The organism is Streptosporangium sp. NPDC050855, from assembly GCF_044456585.1.
GTDB classification, from domain to species: Bacteria; Actinomycetota; Actinomycetes; order Streptosporangiales; family Streptosporangiaceae; genus Streptosporangium; species Streptosporangium longisporum.
The window spans coordinates 328,550-345,064 of the sequence record NZ_JBITFY010000005.1 but is presented as its reverse complement, the minus strand read 5'-3'; the positions used below and the strand labels follow the sequence as shown (position 1 = coordinate 345,064).

Genomic DNA, 16,515 nt, shown 5'->3' with positions numbered 1-16,515 from the left:
ATGTGCGGGCGGTGCCCTCGCGCGGTTATCGTCGGCCCTCCCCAACGGAAGGAAGATCATGAGAATTCTCGTGACGGCGGCGACGGGCACGGTCGGGCGCATCGTGGTCGACCGGTTGCTCGCGGCGGGCCGCACGGTCCGGGCGCTGACCCGGAACCCGGACAGGGCGGGCCTGCCCGGCGCGGCCGAGGTGGTCGCCGGGGACCTGACGGACGCGGACGCGGTCGAGCGGGTCCTGGAGGGGGTCGACCACGCCTACCTCGTGCCCGGCGTCGTCGACCTGGACGCCTCGCGCCTGTTCGCGGACCGGGCGGCGCGGGCCGGGGTCCGGCGGATCGTCACCCTGACCAGCTCGGCGGTGACGGTACGGCGGCCCGGCAACCACGAGACGCTCCACCGGGCCGAACAGGCCGTCGAGGCGGCCGTGCCGGAGTGGACGCACGTGCGGCCGGGCGAGTTCGCCGTCAACAGGCTGGACTTCTGGGGGCCCTCGATCCGCGCGGAGAACGTGGTCCGCAACGCCTTCCCCGACGCGCTCGGCGTGCCGATCCACGAGGCGGACATCGCCGAGGTGGCCGTCGCGGCGCTCGTGGAGGACGGTCACGCGGGCCGGACGTACACGCTGAGCGGGCCCGAGGCGCTCAGCCACCGGCGGCAGGCCGCCGCGATCGGCGACGGGCTGGGCAGGGAGATCCGCTTCGAGGCGCTGACCTACGGCCAGGCCCGCCGCGCCTACATCGAGGCCGGGCTGCCCATGGAGATCGCCGAGTACGTCCTGAGCTACCAGGCCGAGTACGCCGAGGAGCCGCCCGAGGTCTCGCCCGACGTGGAGCGGGTCCTCGGCAGGCCCGGCCGCACGCTCGCCCGGTGGGCCGCCGACCACGCGGCCGACCTGGGCTGAGCGTCCGCCACGGCCGTCAGCGGCGACCTCCGGCGGCCGGCCGTCAGCGGTGACCTTCGGAGGCCGGCCGTCAGCGGCGACCTCCGGCGGCCGGGCGTCAGCGGTGATCTCCGGAGGCCGGGCGGGAACGGGAGGAGGTGAGGTCGTCGTCGGGCACGCCGTCGCCCAGGATCGCGGCGAGGCGGTCGAGGTCGTCCTCCTGCAGGCGCCGGTAGGACGGGATCAGCAGCCCGGTCAGCGGGCGCAGGGGGCCGCGCAACCGGACGTCGAGGGTCGCGACGAGGGCGACCACGCCGTCGGGCCGGGCCTCCAGGCGGCGGGATCCGCTCACGGTGACCGTGGCGCCGCCGCCCCGGTACTGGGCGAAGGTGGGACCGGCCCGTTCGACGCGGGTGGGCGTGACGAAGGTCAGGCCCGCGAACCGCAGTTCCTCGACGATCCGCTGCCCGGTCACGGCCCGTCCCGGCGGCTCGACGTCCATCCGCCGGACCTGCGCCCGCCAGAGCGGGTCGTGCGACCAGTCGAGGAACAGCCGGGCCGCCGTGTCGAGCGAGGTCCGGACGACCCGCATGCCGGTGATCGTGCCCATGTCAGGCCCCCGCCGGCCGGGCGCCCCAGAACTCGTCGACCTCGTACTGGTCGCGGCTGTGCAGCCAGGACTCGGCGATGAGGCCGTCCCGCATGGTCATGACGTGCGCCAGGTTGTTCTCCAGCGGGACGTCCACACCGGGGCGGGTGGCGGTGTACGTGGCAAGGGCGACGGCCTGCTCGTCGTCGGCGAGGACGCGGTGGACGGTCAGCGTGAGCGTCCCCCCGGTGGCGGCCGAGGCGTCGGCGACGAATCCGATGACCGCGTCGCGGCCCTCGTAGTCACCGGTGTTGGCGCTGCGCCCGGGGACGTGCAGGACCGAGTCCGGGGTGAGCGCGCCGCGGGCCGCCTCCAGGTCACCCCTGCCGAGTGCGGCGTAGAAGTCCCGGACGACCCGGGCGTTGACGGTGACCGCGGTGTTCATGATCGGACCTCCCGAATGTATTTCGACGTGGAAATACTTGCACCGATCTATTTCGATGTCAAAATAGTGGGATGACGGAAGAGGCCGGGGATCCGGTACGGCGCATGGTCGAGCAGTGGGCCGCCCTGCGGCCCGACGTGGATCCGGGGCTCATGGCGCTGTTCGGCAGGCTGACCAGGGTCGAGAGGCAGGCCGGTGCCGCGATCGCCGCGGTGCTGCACCCGTACGGGCTCAACCGGGGGGAGTTCGACGTGCTCGCCACCCTCTACCGGGGAGGCGGGGAGCTGTCCCCGGGCGAGCTGGCACCGGCGCTGCTGCTCTCACCGGCGGCGGTCACCAACCGCATCGACCGGCTGGAACGATCGGGCCACCTGCGACGGGAACCCGACCCGCAGGACGGCCGGGGCGTCCGCGTCCGGCTCACCGACACCGGGCGGGAACTGCTGGAGAGGGCGCTGGCCGACCACGTGGCCGGTCTGGCGAGGCTGGCCGCCGGGATCACCGAGGCCGAGCGCGCCCGGCTGGACGCGCTGCTGGAGAAGCTGGCCGGGAGCATGGAGGGGTGACGGGACGGCCACCGGGCCGCCCCGCCACACCGTGTCACCGGCCGCGAACGTCGCCGCTCGCGAACGTCGCCGCTCGCGAACGTCATCGGCCGAGAACGTCATCGGCGGTGAACGTCATCGGCCGCGACCACGGGGTCAGCCGCGACGCCACTTCTGGTTGGCGCCGCCGAGGCAGTCCCACTGCTGCAGTTCCGTGCCGTTGCCGCCCCAGCTCGTGACGTCCACGCACTTGTTGGACTGCGGGTTGACCAGGTCGCCGGCCGCGGTCAGGACGAACTGCTGGGCGGGGTTGCCGCTGCAGTTGGCGAGCTGGATGGCGGCGCCGTTGGCGGTGGAGCCCCAGGCCACGTCCATGCACATCCCCATGGCACGCACGGTGCCGTCACCGGGGAAGGTCCAGCTCTGGGCGGGGGTGGTGTTGCAGTCCCACACCCGCAGGCGCTTGCCGTCGGCGGGGATGCCGTCGGGGATGTCGATGCACCTGTCCTGCCAGCCGATGAGCCGGCTGCCGCCCCCGCCGCCGGTGGTGGTCAGGGTCAGCCCGTACACGCTCAGGATCTCGTTGAGCGGCTGGTAGAAGGTGTGGCCGCCGTTGGAGCAGTTGCCGGCGCCGCCGGAGGTCACGCCCTGGGCCTGGTCACCGGTGATGTAGGCACCGCCCGAGTCGCCGCCCTCGGCGCAGGCGCTGGTCTGGGTGAGCCCGTGCACCAGGGAGCCGGAGTAGTTGACGGTCACGTTCTTGGCCTGGATGACGCCGCAGCGCCAGCCGGTGGTCCGCCCGGAGCGGCAGATCGAGGCGCCGACCACGGCCTCCTGGGAACCGGCCACCGGCACGGTGCCGCCGCCGTAGTTGTTCACCCACGGGCGGGGCGTCCAGTTGCCGTTGGTGCGCACCCAGGCGTAGTCGTTGCCCGGGAACGACGAGCCCGCGAAGGTGCCCTGGGAGACGTTGTTGTGGCCCAGGGTGGGGCTGCCCGTGCCGCCGCAGTGCCCGGCGGTGACGAAGCCGCCGTTGTTGACGGAGAAGCCCACCGAGCACAGCGTGTTGCCGTTGATGACGTACTGGTCGCCGCCGCGGATGTCGTAGAGGGTCCTGGGCGCCTCGCTGACGGCGACGCGCACCGCGCCGGCGTCGACGGCACCGGCCTTGACGAAGCGCTCGGCCGCCGAGCGCTCGGCCGCCGAGACCACCACGGTGTTCGCGGCCACGTCCACGTACCAGGTGTGCACGTCCTTGCCCGCGCGGCCTGCGGCCCGGTCGAGCGCGTCCTTGGTGGCGGTCAGCTGCCGCTCGCTGCGCGGCACGGGCACCGGCACCGCGCCGGCGGCGCGGACCACGGCGGCGTCGGCGTCGTTCACGACTCCGACGGCCAGCCGTGCCTCACCGGGGGCGAACCAGGCACCGGCGAACCGGTCGGCCAGGCGGGCGCGAAGCCGCCGCTCCACCACGGAGGCCGCGGCCTCGTGCGCCTGGCGGACGCGGACCTCGGTGGCGGTCAGCCCGAGGTCGCGCTGCAGCGCCTGCTCGGCGGTGGCCGCCCTGGACGGGTCCGGGCCGGGTCCGGGCACCGTGACGGCCTGCGCCGGCACGGGCGGGAGGACGAGCGCGGCGGCGAGTACCGCCACGCCGGTCAGCATGCTGAATCTCACGACGGGTCCTTCGAGTGGGGGGTGGACGAGGCGTGAGAGCGCTCTCAGGAAAGAAACTTTTCATTTCTTACAGATGAAGTCAATAAGGGTCGGGGGTGCAATGCGATCAGCGCGCGGCCCGCCCGTGCGGGGGCGTGTCACGTCGTACGCCCCCGCACGGGCGGGCCGTCCGCGGGCGGGCCGATGAGGGATGCAGCACTATGGAGGAGTGGACGACCTCGACGACGTACTGCACGCGGTGGGCCCCCGGCTGCGGTCGTTACGGCAGAGCAGGGGGGTCACCCTCGCCCAGCTCTCCACGACGACCGGGATCTCGGTGAGCACGCTCTCGCGGCTGGAGGCCGGGCAGCGCAGGCCGACGCTGGAGCTGCTGCTGCCGCTGGCACGGGCCCACCAGGTGCCGCTCGACGAGCTGGTCGGCGCGCCCGTGACGGGCGACCCGCGGGTCCACCCGCGCCCCTTCCAGCGGCACGGCATGACGTTCATCCCGCTGACGCGCCGCCCCGGCGGCCTGCAGGCCTACAAGATGGTGGTCCCGGTGAACTGGCCCTCGCACGAGCCTGAGCTCCAGGTCCACGAGGGGTACGAGTGGATGTACCTGCTGTCCGGCAGGCTACGGCTGCGGCTCAACGACCGGGACGTGCTGCTCACCGCCGGAGAGGTGGCCGAGTTCGACACCCGGATCCCGCACTTCTTCGCCAACCCCGGGCCCGGGGTGGCCGAGATGCTCAGCCTGTTCGGGCCCCAGGGCGAACGGGTGCACGTCAGGGCCCGGCCGCGGCGGGACGCTCACTGAGGGGCGGCCGGCCCGCGGCCCGGCCGGTCGCGGTGCCGCCCGTCCCGGTGGTCCCGCCGGTTCCCGTGCCCGCGGTGTTCCCGCCGGTCCCACCGGTCCTGCCGGTTCCCGGGGGCACCGCGTGCTCGCCGGAGCGCAGCGCGCTCACCAGGACGCCGGGGGTGTCGGTGAAGAGGCGGATCACGGTCGCCTCGGCGAGCCCTCCGAGCGGGCGGACGACGGTGACCGGTTCGCTCAGCTCGACGACCACGTTGGTCTGCGACCCTACCGCCAGGCCCAGCCGGCCGTCCTTCACGGTGACCATGCCGCTCTCGTTGTAGCAGGGGGAGACCCGTACCGAGGAGATCAGGGCGCGCGGGACGCGCAGGTCGAGGTAGGCGCCGTAGCGCAGGCGCAGTTCCGTGGGGGTCACCACGTGCGGCCGGGTCACGCAGGCGGCGGCGAACGCCAGCACGTACACGATCCCGGACAGGTCGATCACCAGCACCGCGAGGCGCGGTGCGGCAGGGACGCCGGTCGAGAGCAGCACCAGGTCCACCACGGCGGTCTCCACGGCCATCGCGAAGACCAGCAGCAGCAGCGTCGAGGACTGTCCCCCGGAGTAGGGCACGGCGACGGCTCCGGGCGGCACGCCGTCGCGGCGGCGCGCGGCCCAGAGCACGAGGCTCACCGCGCCCTTCAGCTCGAACCCCATGATCCGGCGCACCCGTGAGGGCACCAGCCGCTCCACGGTGGCCCGCAGCGCGGCGCGCCGGTCCGCGCCGGCCCGCCGCCCGGCCCGGAACAGCCGGTAGGCGACCGTCGTCTCCAGGACGAGCACCGCCGCCACGGCCACCTCGGCCCCGACCAGCACCGGAACGGGCAGGGAGACCCCCGCCACGAGCAGGACCACCAGCAGCAGTTCCGCGGGGAGCACGGCGAACATCGCGGCACGCGCGATCCGGAGCATCATGCCCGCTCCCTCAGCATGGCCACGACCAGCCGGAACGTCTCGACCTGCGCGGGGGGCAGCATGTCGCCCATCGCCTCCGTCCACGTCTCGGCCTCCGGCTTCTCCAGTTCGGTGAGTATCGTCTCGGCCATCTCCGCGGGCAGGTGCGCGACCAGGTCGGCGGCGAGCACGGCCACCCGGGGGTCGCCGGGGTCCGCGTCGGCCAGCTCGTCGAGCCGCGCGTACAGGGCGTGCCCGCGCGCGAGCGCCTCGGGCTCGGTGAGCGGCCGGAGCAGGTCGAACAGCCGGGCGCGGCCGGCCGGGTCGGTCGCGGTGTCCATCAGCGCCAGCAGCTCGCGGTCGGCCGCGGCGAACGCCGAGCCCTCGACGGACAGGTCGCGCAGCACCGACGCCATCTGCGGGGAGACCGCCGAGTCGGGGTGCGGGTCCGCCTCCGCGAGCAGCGCGGCCAGCCGTTCCCGCCGGGCGCCGATCGCCCGCTGCTGCGCGGCCAGGTCGGCGTCCAGTTCCTCCAGCACCTCGCGCAGCTCCCGGCCCCGGTCGTCGGCCAGCACGTCGCGGATCTCGTCCAGCGACAGGCCCAGCTCGGCCAGCCGCCGTACGCGGGCCAGGACGACCGCGTCGCGCAGCCGGTAGGTCCGGTAGCCGTTGGCCCGGCGTACCGGCTCGGGAAGGAGTCCCAGGTGGTGGTAGTGGCGCACCGTCCGGGTGGACACCCCGGCCAACGCGGCGAGCTCGCCGATCCTCATGCCCTCATTAGAAACGTTGACGTCGCGGCAAGGTCAACCGCGTCCGCGCCGGTACGCCCTCCCGGGACGCGCGACGGCCGGGACGCGCGACGGGGCGCGGTCCCGGCCGAGGGCTCAGGGGTTCACGTGAGGGCCGGACGGCCCGGGACGAGGTCGAGGGGACGGACGTCCCGGGAAGGGGTCAGAGGTCGTGGTTCTCGATGGCCTGCTTCAGGGCGGCCTGCGTCGCCTGGTGGGAGGCGACCCCGTTCGCGACGGCGAAGTCGATCATCGAGGTGTCCGCCTCGAAGGTGAGGTACTCGGTGACCTGGGTCTTCGTGCCGGACAGCCTCGTGAAGACGATCCTCTGGTGGGTGACGACGCCCGGGAACGTCCAGCTGTCCGTCTCGTAGTAGTGGCCCTGGTAGTTGATGCGCTGCTGGGCGTGCGTGTTGATGGTGACGATCGTGCCCTGGTACGGGAGCTCCTCGACGGCCGTCAGGTCGATGTGGCGCTCGGCCCCCACGAACCGGTCCCTGTGGGTGACGACCCGCTTCAGGAAGGAGTGCTTGCCGATGTGGTTGCTGAAGTCGATGTACGCCGGGAACACCCGGGCGATCGGGGCGTCGATCGTGATGGAGATGCTGTCCTCGGCCTGGCTCCGGCCCGAGCCCGGTGCGGGCGGGGTGTTCTCGTAGAACCGGTGGGTGTCCCACGCGGCCTGCCATTCGGCGGCGATCTGGGCGTCGTCCACGGGGGTGTCGGCGCGGGCGGGGCCGGAGAGAGCGGTGAGGACGAGGGCGGCGGCGAACAGCTGGGCCGCAAGAAGTCGGAGGTGCTTCTTCACGTATACCCCAAGAGGAGACAGTAGTTACAAACGATCTTTTATCGCATGTTGTCGTGATCTACCGGCTTTTTGGGATTAAGAAGGGAAAAATCTTTGCGACACGGTCCCGGGCCGCCACCGCCCTCCGCCCGTCTCCGGCCCCCGACACGGCTCGGCGCGGCTCGACACGGCTCGACGCGGCCCTTTTCCTGCCCGGTCCGGCCCACCTGGTCCGACCGGTACCGGTTCGTCCAGGACCGGGCTCGATCGCGAACGGGCCGGGCCGGGGACCCGACCGGTCAGGAGCGTTCCTGCCGGGGCAGGACCACCTCCCGGACGATGAGCAGGACCGCGGCGACGATCGGGATGCCGAGCAGCGCGCCCAGCACGCCCAGCAGTGCGCCGCCCAGCAGGGCGCCGACGATCGTGGCGAGCGGCGGCACGTCGACCGAGCTCTTCATCACGGCCGGCGCGATCCAGTAGTTCTCGATCTGCTGGTAGATCGTGAAGAAGATCAGGCAGACGATGCCGACGGTCGGGGAGACGAAGAAACCCACCAGGGAGGCGACGCCCGCGCCGATGAAGGCGCCGACCAGCGGGATGAGGTCGGTGAGCGCCACGATCAGGGAGAGCGCCAGGGCGTAGGGGACCTCCATGATGCTCAGGAAGATGAAGGTCGTGACACCCGCGATGAGCGAGATGATCAGGTTTCCGGCGACGTACCCGCCGATGCTGTCGATGATCTGGTCGCCCAGCAGGGCCGCGCGGTTGCGGCGGGTCCGGGGGAACAGCCGGTAGGCCATCCGCTTGAGCGACTTGAGCGAGCCCAGGAAGTACAGCGTCAGCACCAGGACCGTCAGCGAGTTGAAGACCGCGCCGATGACGACCGACCCGATGCCGAGCACGCCGCCGAACATCTGGGTGCCGAAGGCCCCGCTCGTGACGTACTGCTGGAGCTTCTCCAGGATCTGGAAGCGCTGGTCCAGGTCGCGGATGAGCGGGTTGTTCTGCAGCTCCTGGACGTACTGCGGGAGCTCGGCGACGAACTGGGTGGACTGGGTGGTCAGCGGGGGGACGATGGCCAGCCCGACGACCACGAAGACCAGGATGACGCCCAGGAAGACGACGGTGATGGCGCCCGACCGCGGGACACGGCGCCGCTGGAGGAACTCGACCGCCGGGTTCAGGCCGATGGCCAGGAAGAGCGAGACGATGATGAGGATCAGCACCGAGCTCACCGTCACCACCGCCTGCACCAGCCACCAGGCGGTGAGCACGCCCAGGGCGGCGGTGAAGCCGAACACGAACGGGTTGCCGCTCATCGAGCGTCCGGGACGGCCGAACGGCAGCGCCGGGGAGGCGCCGGCCGGAGCCTCCGGGGGCACGACCCTGTCCGGGGTGACGGCCGCGGCCCTGCCGGGGGGCGCGGGCGGGACACCGGGCAGCACGAGGGGCCCCGCGGACGTCAGGATCGGTTCCGGAGCCGCCGTGCCGGTCTCCGGCACGGCCGCCCCCGCGGGCGCACCCGGCACGGTGCTTCCGTCCGGCACGGCGTTCCCGTTCGGTACGGCGCTCTCGGCCGGTGCGGTGGGGCGGGCGGGGGCCTCCGGTCCCGTCGGCGGGACACCGGAGGTGGACGGGGAGGATGCCGACGGGCCGCGGCCGCCGGAAGTGGACTCGGACACCCCTGGCCACTGCCCGTTCACGCGGGAGATAGTCGGCCTTCCCGGGAGGCCCTTCCCCTGGTCGCCGCCCTGACCGGCGTCGTGGTCGCCACCCCGGCCGCCGCCCTGGTCGTCGCGCGGACCGTGACCGCCGTCGTGACCGCCATGGTCGCCACCCGGTCGCCACCCGGTCGCCACCCGGTCGTCGCCCCGGCCGCCGTCGTGGTCGTCGGGCGGACGGGGATCGCGGGACGGCCGGGCCCGCGGGTCAGGTCATGTTGACGTACTGGCGGGGGCGCAGGGCGTGACCGCGCAGGGCGGCCAGGGCGGCGGAGCGACCGGCCGCGGTGAGGCGGCCCCCGGCCCGCAGGCCGAAGGCGTCCAGGCGCTTGCCCAGCTCGTTGAGCGAGGCGTCGACCTCCGCGGTCTGCCACTCCGTGCAGTCGATCACCGCGGCGACGTGGTCGCGGTCGGCCGGGGCTCCGTCGGCGAGCAGCATCAGCGCCACCTCCCTGGCCGAGGCGCGGAAGCCGTTCTCCCCGGACTCGGGGGCGAGCAGCGCGGCGGTGACGGTCTCCCAGAGCAGGTCGGCGTCGCCCAGCAGGCGCTCGCCCGCCTGGGTGGTCACCAGCCGCCTGCCGGTCCGGCGCAGCGCGCCCATCTGGTCCTGGGCCACCTCGCGGACGGCCGCCAGCTCGGCGCCGCTCCAGGGACTCTCCGCGAGCACGGAACGGGCCAGGTTGTGCCGCTGGGTCAGCGGGATGCCGCCGGTCCGCAGGCCGGCCTCCAGCAGCCAGCGCAGCGCGTCCAGGTGGGCCTCACGCGGTGCCGGGATGGGGGCGTGCAGCCGTACCTCGAAGGGCTGGGCGAGCTCGCGCCAGGCGGTGCCCCGGCCCAGCACCCAGCGGTTGAGCCGCTCGCCCTGGACGCGGTGGAGCCAGTTGTCGCCGCCCAGCTCGGGGCGGGGCGCGGTGAGCCAGCGGCTGGTGAGCCGACGGCGTCCCTCGGCGGAGGGCAGGGACTCGCCGGGGGCGGGGACGAGCTCGCCGGAGACGATGGCCAGCTCCAGCGCGGCCGAGCAGGCGCCGTGCGCGCCCAGCTCCTCCGGGCCCATGATCGAGCTCCACCGCAGCTCGGGGACGTCGGGCGGGAGCACGCCCGTGGCGTCCAGGGCACTCTGGTAGGCGGCCGTACCGGCGTCCTCGCCCAGGCGGGCGTAGGTGCGCAGGATGTGCGTGGTCGTGGACGAGGAGCAGAGCGCGGCGTAGCGCTCCAGGCCGCCCAGCCGCAGCAGGCGGCCCAGCGCCCGGGCGATCGCGGCGCGGTCCCCGGTGACCTTGCAGGGCAGGGTGTACCAGAGGAACTCGCACACGTTGAGCTGGGTGATCGTCTCCAGCGGCTCGCCGCCGGTGAGCCAGTCGATCGCGCTGCGGGCGTGCTCGGCGGAGGCGGGCTCGGAACGCTCCAGCTCGGACAGGAGTGCGGCCACGTCCGGTGCAGGCATGCCTCGAAGTCTGCCGTATACGGGCCTGCTCTGACGATGAACGTGACGTAATGGATCCTGCACGGCGCCTACCCTAAGAAATGTCTTCCAAGTGGCTCATATCCGGGCTCTCAGATCCAGCCCTTCTTGAAGAGCATCCGTGAACTCCACTCGGCGTACGGGATGAGCTCGCCGGTGAGCACCGGGTACAGCCACCAGAAGTTGACCAGCGCCAGCAGGGTGAAGGCGCCCACGACCGCGGCGCCGACCATCCGCCGGACCGGGGTGGCGCTCAACGGGCCCAGGATCAGCCCGGCCGCGAGCACGATCGCCAGGATCATGAAGGGCACCATGGGGATCGCGTAGAACAGGAACATCGTCCGGTTGTCGGCGATCGCCCAGTAGAACCAGGGCAGCCAGCCCGCGGCGTAGGCGAGCAGGACGGCCCCGGCGCGCCAGTCGCGGGTGGCGACGTACCAGGCGATCATGGCGATGAGCGCGGCCAGGCCGCCGTACCAGATGACCGGGGTGCCGACGCCGAGCACGGCCTGCGAGCAGCTGTCGGCGCCGCAGGAGCCCTTGGGGCTCTCGTAGAAGAACGCGACCGGTCGCAGCAGCAGCGGCCAGGTCCACGGTTCGGACTGGTAGTTGTGCGGGGTCGCCAGCCCGGTGTGGAAGCCCAGCACCTGGACGTGGTAGCTCAGCCAGGAGCGCAGCGAGTCGAAGACGAAGAAGCCCGGTCCCTGAGAGGTGGCCTGTGCCCAGTTGCGGCCCCAGCCGCCCGCCGAGGCGAACCAGCCGGCCCAGGAGGCGATGTAGGTCAGGACGGGTAGCAGGCCCAGGGACAGGATCGTCCCGGTCAGGTCTTTGTGGATCATGCCGGTGTAGGGGCGGCGCAGGCCGACGGCGCGGCGGGCCCCGGCGTCCCAGGCCAGGGTCAGTGCGGTGAAGGCGATCAGGAAGAAGACCCCTGACCATTTGACCGCGCAGGCCGCGCCCAGGCACAGGCCGGCGGCGATGCGCCAGGGGCGCGGGCCCAGGTGGGGGCCGCGATCGCTGAGGGGGGAGCTTTCGTACCAGTCGACCAGGCGGGTGCGGGCGTGGTCACGGTCGGCGACCAGGCAGGCGAAGCCGGCCAGGACCCAGAACATCAAGAAGATGTCCAGCAGCGCGGTGCGGGAGAGCACCAGGTGCAGGCCCTCGACCGCGAGCAGCAGCCCGGCCAGGCAGCCCAGCATGGTCGAGCGGGTCATCCGCCGGGCGGTACGGGCCAGGATCAGGATCGAGGCCACCCCGACCACCGCGGCGGCGAACCGCCAGCCGAACGGGGTCATCCCGAACAACTGCTCACCCGCACCGATCATCCACTTGCCCAGCGGGGGATGCACCACGTAGGAGGCGCACTTGTCGACCTCGGCCGGCGCGCACTGCTGCCAGATCCCGGTGCCGCCGCCCATGATGATCTTGTCGGCGTCCTTGACCACGTTGTGCTCGGCGCCGAAGGTGGTCAGCGCCAGGGCGTCCTTGGCGTAGTAGGTCTCGTCGAACATGACCGCGTGCGGGTGGCCGAGGTTGACGAACCGCAGGATCGCGCCGAACGCCGCGATGAGCAGCGGGCCCAGCCAGCCCCACAGGGCGCCGTCGGGCATCGGCGGCACCAGCCGGTCGCGCAGGGAGATCGTCGGCCCCGAGGGGGGCTTCGACTCCGGCTGATCTGACGCCTGGTCGGTGAAGTCGGTCACGGCCACCCGGACATCGTACGGGGACCTCGCCTTCATCAGCCCAGGAAATACCTCCTACAGGTCTAATTGGGGAATTTCTCCCCAGGCAGGGGGTCCATCCGGAATGCGGGAGGATGGAACGGTGACGGACAACGGCAGGCTTGTGCTGGCAGGAGCTCCGATCGGGCAGGCCGGCGATGTCTCGCCGCGACTGCGCCAGGCGCTGGAGAGCGCCGACGTGGTGGCGGCCGAGGACACCCGGCGGCTGCGGCGGCTGGCCGGGGAGCTGGGCGCGGAGATCGGCGGGCGGGTCGTGTCCTACTACGACGCCAACGAGGCCGGCCGGGCCGCCGAGCTCCTCGCGGCGCTCCAGGAGGGCAGGACGGTCCTGGTCATCACGGACGCGGGCATGCCCGGCGTCTCCGACCCCGGCTACCGGCTGACCCGCCTGGCGGTGGAGGCCGGGATCACGGTCACCTCGCTGCCCGGCCCGTCCGCGGTGACCACGGCGCTGGCCGTCTCCGGGCTGCCCAGCGACCGGTTCTGCTTCGAGGGCTTCCCGCCGCGCAAGTCCGGCGAGCGCTCCCGGCGGCTCGCGGCGCTCTCGGCCGAGGAGCGGACCATGGTGTTCTTCGAGGCGCCGCACCGGCTGCACGCCGCGCTGGCGGCGATGGCGGAGGCGTTCGGCGCGGACCGGCGGGCCGCGGTCTGCCGCGAGCTGACCAAGACCTACGAGGAGGTACGGCGGGGCGGGCTCGGCGAGCTGGCCGAGTGGGCGGCCGGCGGGGTGAAGGGGGAGATCACCGTGGTCGTCGCCGGGTACGTCCGGGCGGCGCTGCCACCGGTGATCGGGGACCTGGTCGAGGAGGTCGCGCGGCGCGAGGAGACGGGGACGCCGAGGAAACAGGCGATCGTGGACGTGGCCAAGGCGGCGGGGATACCCAAACGCGATCTCTATGACGCTGTCCATCGGGGCTGATTCATCATCATAATTCCCTGAATGGGAGTAATGCGGGATCGCCTCGTGCCGCCTATGCCGGAGAACACCCTCTGGGGCTGGCTGGGGCCGTTGCTGGTCGCGGCCCTCGGGGGCGTCCTGCGGTTCACCGGCCTGGGACGGCCGCACGCGGTCGTCTTCGACGAGACCTACTACGTCAAGGACGCCTGGGCGCTGATCCACCACGGCGTGGAACGGGCCTCGCTCGGCACGGTGAAGGACCCCGTCGCCGACCGGATGATCATCGCGGGGAACACCGACTTCCTGGTGAAGTGCACCCCGCCGGAGGCCGATCCCTGCCCGCTGTACGTGGCCCATCCTCCGCTGGGCAAGTGGATGATCGGTGCGGGTGAGCAGTTGTTCGGGATGACCCCGTTCGGCTGGCGCTTCGCCGCCGCGGTGGTCGGGGTGGCCTCGATCCTGATCCTGGCCCGTACCGCCCGGCGGATGACCCGCTCGACCATGCTGGGCTGCCTGGCCGGGCTGCTGCTCGCGGTCGAGGGCCTGCACCTGGTGCTCTCCCGCACCGCGCTGCTGGACATCTTCTTGATGTTCTGGGTCCTGGCCGGCTTCGCCTGCCTGGTCGCCGACCGCGACCACGCCCGCACCCGCCTGGTCGACTGGTACGAAAGCTCCCCCCTCAGCGATCGCGGCCCCCACCTGGGCCCGCGCCCCTGGCGCATCGCCGCCGGCCTGTGCCTGGGCGCGGCCTGCGCGGTCAAATGGTCAGGGGTCTTCTTCCTGATCGCCTTCACCGCACTGACCCTGGCCTGGGACGCCGGGGCCCGCCGCGCCGTCGGCCTGCGCCGCCCCTACACCGGCATGATCCACAAAGACCTGACCGGGACGATCCTGTCCCTGGGCCTGCTACCCGTCCTGACCTACATCGCCTCCTGGGCCGGCTGGTTCGCCTCGGCGGGCGGCTGGGGCCGCAACTGGGCACAGGCCACCTCTCAAGGGCCGGGCTTCTTCGTCTTCGACTCGCTGCGCTCCTGGCTGAGCTACCACGTCCAGGTGCTCGGCTACCACACCGGGCTGGAGGACCCGCATCCCTACCAGTCGGCCCCGTGGACCTGGCCCCTGCTGTCCCGGCCGGTGGCGTTCCACTACCAGACGCCCAAGGGACGGTGCGGCGCCGGCGACTGCGCCGAGGCCGTGCTCGGCGTCGGCACCCCGGTCATCTGGTACGGCGGCCTGGCCGCGCTCATCACCATGATCGCCTGGTACGTCGCCACCCGCGACTGGCGCGCCGGGGCCGTCCTGCTCGCCTACGCCGCCGGCTGGCTGCCCTGGTTCTACTACGCCCTGGCCGACAACCGGACCATGTACCTGTTCTACGCGATCACCATGGTGCCCTTCATGATCCTCGCGCTGACCATGGCCGCCGGGCTGGTCGTCGGCCGGGCCGGCGCCACGCCCAACCGCAGGGCGCTCGGCGCCGCGGTCGTGGGCGCCTTCACCCTGCTGGCGCTGGTCAACCTCTGGTGGCTGTACCCGGTGCTGGTGGCCGAGGTCGTCCCGCACTCGCAGTGGTGGGCGCGGATGATGTTCCGCGGCTGGGTGTGACGGACCGGGGACGCGCCTCCCGCCAGGACCGGTCGCGCGGGAGCGTCACGCGGGGTCCGGGGTGCCGGGCCCGGCCGAATCCGGCGTGACCGCCGCCGCGCCGGCGGGTGAGGCGGTGACCGGTGCGCCGGTGGCGGGCGCGGCAGGGTCGGCAGGGCCGGCGGGCCGGGAGAACCCGCGGCGCAGCGTGATCGCCGCGGCCATGCAGGCCAGCGGCACCGCGGGCAGCAGGTAGCGGTAGTCGAACTCGGCGGTCGCCGCCGGGGCCAGGATGAGCCCGAACGCGGCCAGCCACGGCAGCAGCACGGCCCCGCCCAGGGTGCGCCAGCGCACCGCCACCCCGGCCAGGCCGACCAGCAGCAGCGCGCCGATCACGATGCCGGGCAGCCGGACGACCCGCTGGTACCCCTGCATGAAGGTGGCCCAGGGGTCGTTGAGCTCGGTGCCGATCACGCGCGGCTTGTCCTGGATCGCCGCGACCCGCAGGCCGGGGTCGTACGCGCGCGCGTCGGTGTCGGTGCTGCCCCGGTAGGACGACCAGACCGGCAGGACCTTGATCGTCGGCGGGAACTCGTACTGCAGGTAGGTCACGGCGTCGGGGAAGCGCGGCCGGCCCCAGTGGAAGGCGCGGAAGAAGTCGCCGGCCACGATGCCGAGGTAGTCCAGCGGCTGGGACAGGATGGCCCGCTGGGCGAACGCGCCCGCGGTCTTGTTCATCTCCGGGGTGAACGTGCTGCCCACCCCGAAGGCGTGGAAGCGCTGGCCGTTCTGCGCCCACCACAGGTACTTCTGCCCGGAGAAGTGGCGCTCGCTCGGCGGCGCGCTGATGCACAGCAGCGCCAGGTCCAGCTCCTCGCGCGGGTCGATCCCCATCTTCGTGCAGTCGGCGAACAGCGACGTCCGCATGTAGAGGATCGCGCCGTCGCTGTTGGTCATCGCGAAGTTGCCGTGCGCCGAGGCGAACCAGGCCATGTAGCCGACCACCGGAAGGGCGCACGCGGTGACCATCGCCGCGATCGTCCTCCAGGCCGTGCGCTTGACCAGCAGGTAGACCACGACCAGCGCGAGGATCGGCAGGCCGATCGACCGGGTCAGGGCGGTCAGGGCCAGCATCAGCCCGATCACCGCGCCGAGCCGCCAGGACATCCGCCGGTGCCAGAGCACCAGTGTGATCACGCCCACCACGAGCAGCATGAACATCACGTCGGACATGATCAGGTGTTCGAGCTGGATCTGGTACGCGTCGAACAGCACCGGCACCGCGGCCAGCGTCGCCCCCCAGGCGGGCAGCCCGAACCTGCCGCGCAGCAGGGCGTAGATCAGCACCGCGACGCCCAGGCCCATCAGGTGCTGCAGGAAGGCCACCAGCGCGAAGCTGTGCAGCGGCCTCAGCAGCAGCAGCAGGAAGGAGTAGCCGTTCGGGCGCAGGGCGCTGGGACGGTCGGGGTTGACGGCCCCCGAGACGTACTCGTAGGAGTCGTTGAACCACAGGGCCGGACCGTAGCCGAGCATGGTGACCACGCGCAGCAGGAACGCCAGCGCGAGGACGGCCGCGAAGAGCCGATGCCGGTGCAGGAAGGCTCGCAGGCGGGAGCCCCGCCCAGGCGGGGGGGCGTCCAGGCGAGGGCGGTCGGTGACGGTCACCATGCATT

General features: G+C 72.6%; 16 protein-coding genes. 6 read left to right on the top strand and 10 right to left on the bottom strand.

Annotation, left to right across the window (positions count from 1 at the left end):
* Positions 1-58: 58 nt before the first annotated feature.
* Positions 59-901: an NAD(P)H-binding protein gene (locus tag ACIBCT_RS14080; protein WP_399188287.1), complete on the top strand. Its 843-nt coding sequence runs from the start codon at positions 59-61 to the stop codon at positions 899-901.
* 97 nt (positions 902-998) lie between these two features.
* Here ACIBCT_RS14080 and ACIBCT_RS14075 read toward each other — a convergent pair whose 3' ends face one another.
* Together ACIBCT_RS14075 and ACIBCT_RS14070 are read right to left on the bottom strand one after the other, a co-directional pair.
* Positions 999-1,490 carry an SRPBCC family protein gene (locus ACIBCT_RS14075; RefSeq protein ID WP_399188284.1) on the bottom strand — a complete coding sequence of 164 codons (492 nt, stop codon included), beginning with the start codon at positions 1,488-1,490 and terminating at the stop codon, positions 999-1,001.
* A gap of 1 nt (position 1,491) precedes the next feature.
* Entirely contained in the window at positions 1,492-1,914 is a 423-nt protein-coding gene (locus ACIBCT_RS14070; protein WP_399188282.1) for a nuclear transport factor 2 family protein, read from the bottom strand.
* A 71-nt stretch (positions 1,915-1,985) separates the two neighbouring features.
* Here ACIBCT_RS14070 and ACIBCT_RS14065 point away from each other — a divergent pair, with 71 nt between their 5' ends.
* Positions 1,986-2,480 (top strand): MarR family winged helix-turn-helix transcriptional regulator, encoded by a 495-nt coding sequence (locus ACIBCT_RS14065; RefSeq protein WP_399188280.1) that lies wholly within the window; start codon positions 1,986-1,988, stop codon positions 2,478-2,480.
* A 135-nt stretch (positions 2,481-2,615) separates the two neighbouring features.
* On the opposite strand, the gene ACIBCT_RS14060 is transcribed toward ACIBCT_RS14065, so the two are convergent.
* Positions 2,616-4,130 (bottom strand): ricin-type beta-trefoil lectin domain protein, encoded by a 1,515-nt coding sequence (locus tag ACIBCT_RS14060; protein ID WP_399188278.1) that lies wholly within the window; start codon positions 4,128-4,130, stop codon positions 2,616-2,618.
* Positions 4,131-4,338: 208 nt separating this feature from the next.
* Here ACIBCT_RS14060 and ACIBCT_RS14055 point away from each other — a divergent pair, with 208 nt between their 5' ends.
* On the top strand, positions 4,339-4,926 hold the full coding sequence (locus ACIBCT_RS14055) for a helix-turn-helix domain-containing protein (RefSeq protein ID WP_399188276.1): 588 nt from the start codon (positions 4,339-4,341) through the stop codon (positions 4,924-4,926).
* Here ACIBCT_RS14055 and ACIBCT_RS14050 read toward each other — a convergent pair.
* From ACIBCT_RS14050 to ACIBCT_RS14035, 4 genes are all read right to left on the bottom strand, one after another.
* Positions 4,895-5,878 carry a hypothetical protein gene (locus ACIBCT_RS14050; protein WP_399188274.1) on the bottom strand — a complete coding sequence of 328 codons (984 nt, stop codon included), beginning with the start codon at positions 5,876-5,878 and terminating at the stop codon, positions 4,895-4,897. The two genes, ACIBCT_RS14055 and ACIBCT_RS14050, sit on opposite strands and share 32 nt — an antisense overlap.
* Positions 5,875-6,627: a MerR family transcriptional regulator gene (locus ACIBCT_RS14045; protein WP_399188272.1), complete on the bottom strand. Its 753-nt coding sequence runs from the start codon at positions 6,625-6,627 to the stop codon at positions 5,875-5,877. Before ACIBCT_RS14045 ends, ACIBCT_RS14050 begins: the two co-directional genes overlap by 4 nt.
* A gap of 181 nt (positions 6,628-6,808) precedes the next feature.
* Entirely contained in the window at positions 6,809-7,453 is a 645-nt protein-coding gene (locus ACIBCT_RS14040; protein ID WP_399188270.1) for a hypothetical protein, read from the bottom strand.
* A gap of 278 nt (positions 7,454-7,731) precedes the next feature.
* Positions 7,732-8,964 carry an AI-2E family transporter gene (locus tag ACIBCT_RS14035; protein ID WP_399188268.1) on the bottom strand — a complete coding sequence of 411 codons (1,233 nt, stop codon included), beginning with the start codon at positions 8,962-8,964 and terminating at the stop codon, positions 7,732-7,734.
* A 234-nt stretch (positions 8,965-9,198) separates the two neighbouring features.
* Here ACIBCT_RS14035 and ACIBCT_RS14030 point away from each other — a divergent pair, with 234 nt between their 5' ends.
* Positions 9,199-9,378 carry a hypothetical protein gene (locus ACIBCT_RS14030; protein WP_399188266.1) on the top strand — a complete coding sequence of 60 codons (180 nt, stop codon included), beginning with the start codon at positions 9,199-9,201 and terminating at the stop codon, positions 9,376-9,378.
* On the opposite strand, the gene ACIBCT_RS14025 is transcribed toward ACIBCT_RS14030, so the two are convergent.
* Positions 9,365-10,600, bottom strand: coding sequence for a hypothetical protein (locus ACIBCT_RS14025; RefSeq protein WP_399188264.1), 1,236 nt, complete (start codon positions 10,598-10,600; stop codon positions 9,365-9,367). The two genes, ACIBCT_RS14030 and ACIBCT_RS14025, sit on opposite strands and share 14 nt — an antisense overlap.
* A 110-nt stretch (positions 10,601-10,710) precedes the next feature.
* Positions 10,711-12,357, bottom strand: a complete 1,647-nt coding sequence (locus ACIBCT_RS14020; RefSeq protein ID WP_399188262.1) for a dolichyl-phosphate-mannose--protein mannosyltransferase — start codon at positions 12,355-12,357, stop codon at positions 10,711-10,713.
* 67 nt (positions 12,358-12,424) lie between these two features.
* Here ACIBCT_RS14020 and rsmI point away from each other — a divergent pair, with 67 nt between their 5' ends.
* Together rsmI and ACIBCT_RS14010 are read left to right on the top strand one after the other, a co-directional pair.
* Positions 12,425-13,279: a 16S rRNA (cytidine(1402)-2'-O)-methyltransferase gene (gene rsmI / locus ACIBCT_RS14015; protein WP_399188260.1), complete on the top strand. Its 855-nt coding sequence runs from the start codon at positions 12,425-12,427 to the stop codon at positions 13,277-13,279.
* A gap of 54 nt (positions 13,280-13,333) precedes the next feature.
* Complete coding sequence (locus ACIBCT_RS14010; RefSeq protein WP_399188259.1) at positions 13,334-14,863, top strand: dolichyl-phosphate-mannose--protein mannosyltransferase; 1,530 nt, start codon at positions 13,334-13,336, stop codon at positions 14,861-14,863.
* 45 nt (positions 14,864-14,908) lie between these two features.
* On the opposite strand, the gene ACIBCT_RS14005 is transcribed toward ACIBCT_RS14010, so the two are convergent.
* Positions 14,909-16,510, bottom strand: coding sequence for a hypothetical protein (locus tag ACIBCT_RS14005; protein WP_399188257.1), 1,602 nt, complete (start codon positions 16,508-16,510; stop codon positions 14,909-14,911).
* Positions 16,511-16,515 lie beyond the last annotated feature (5 nt).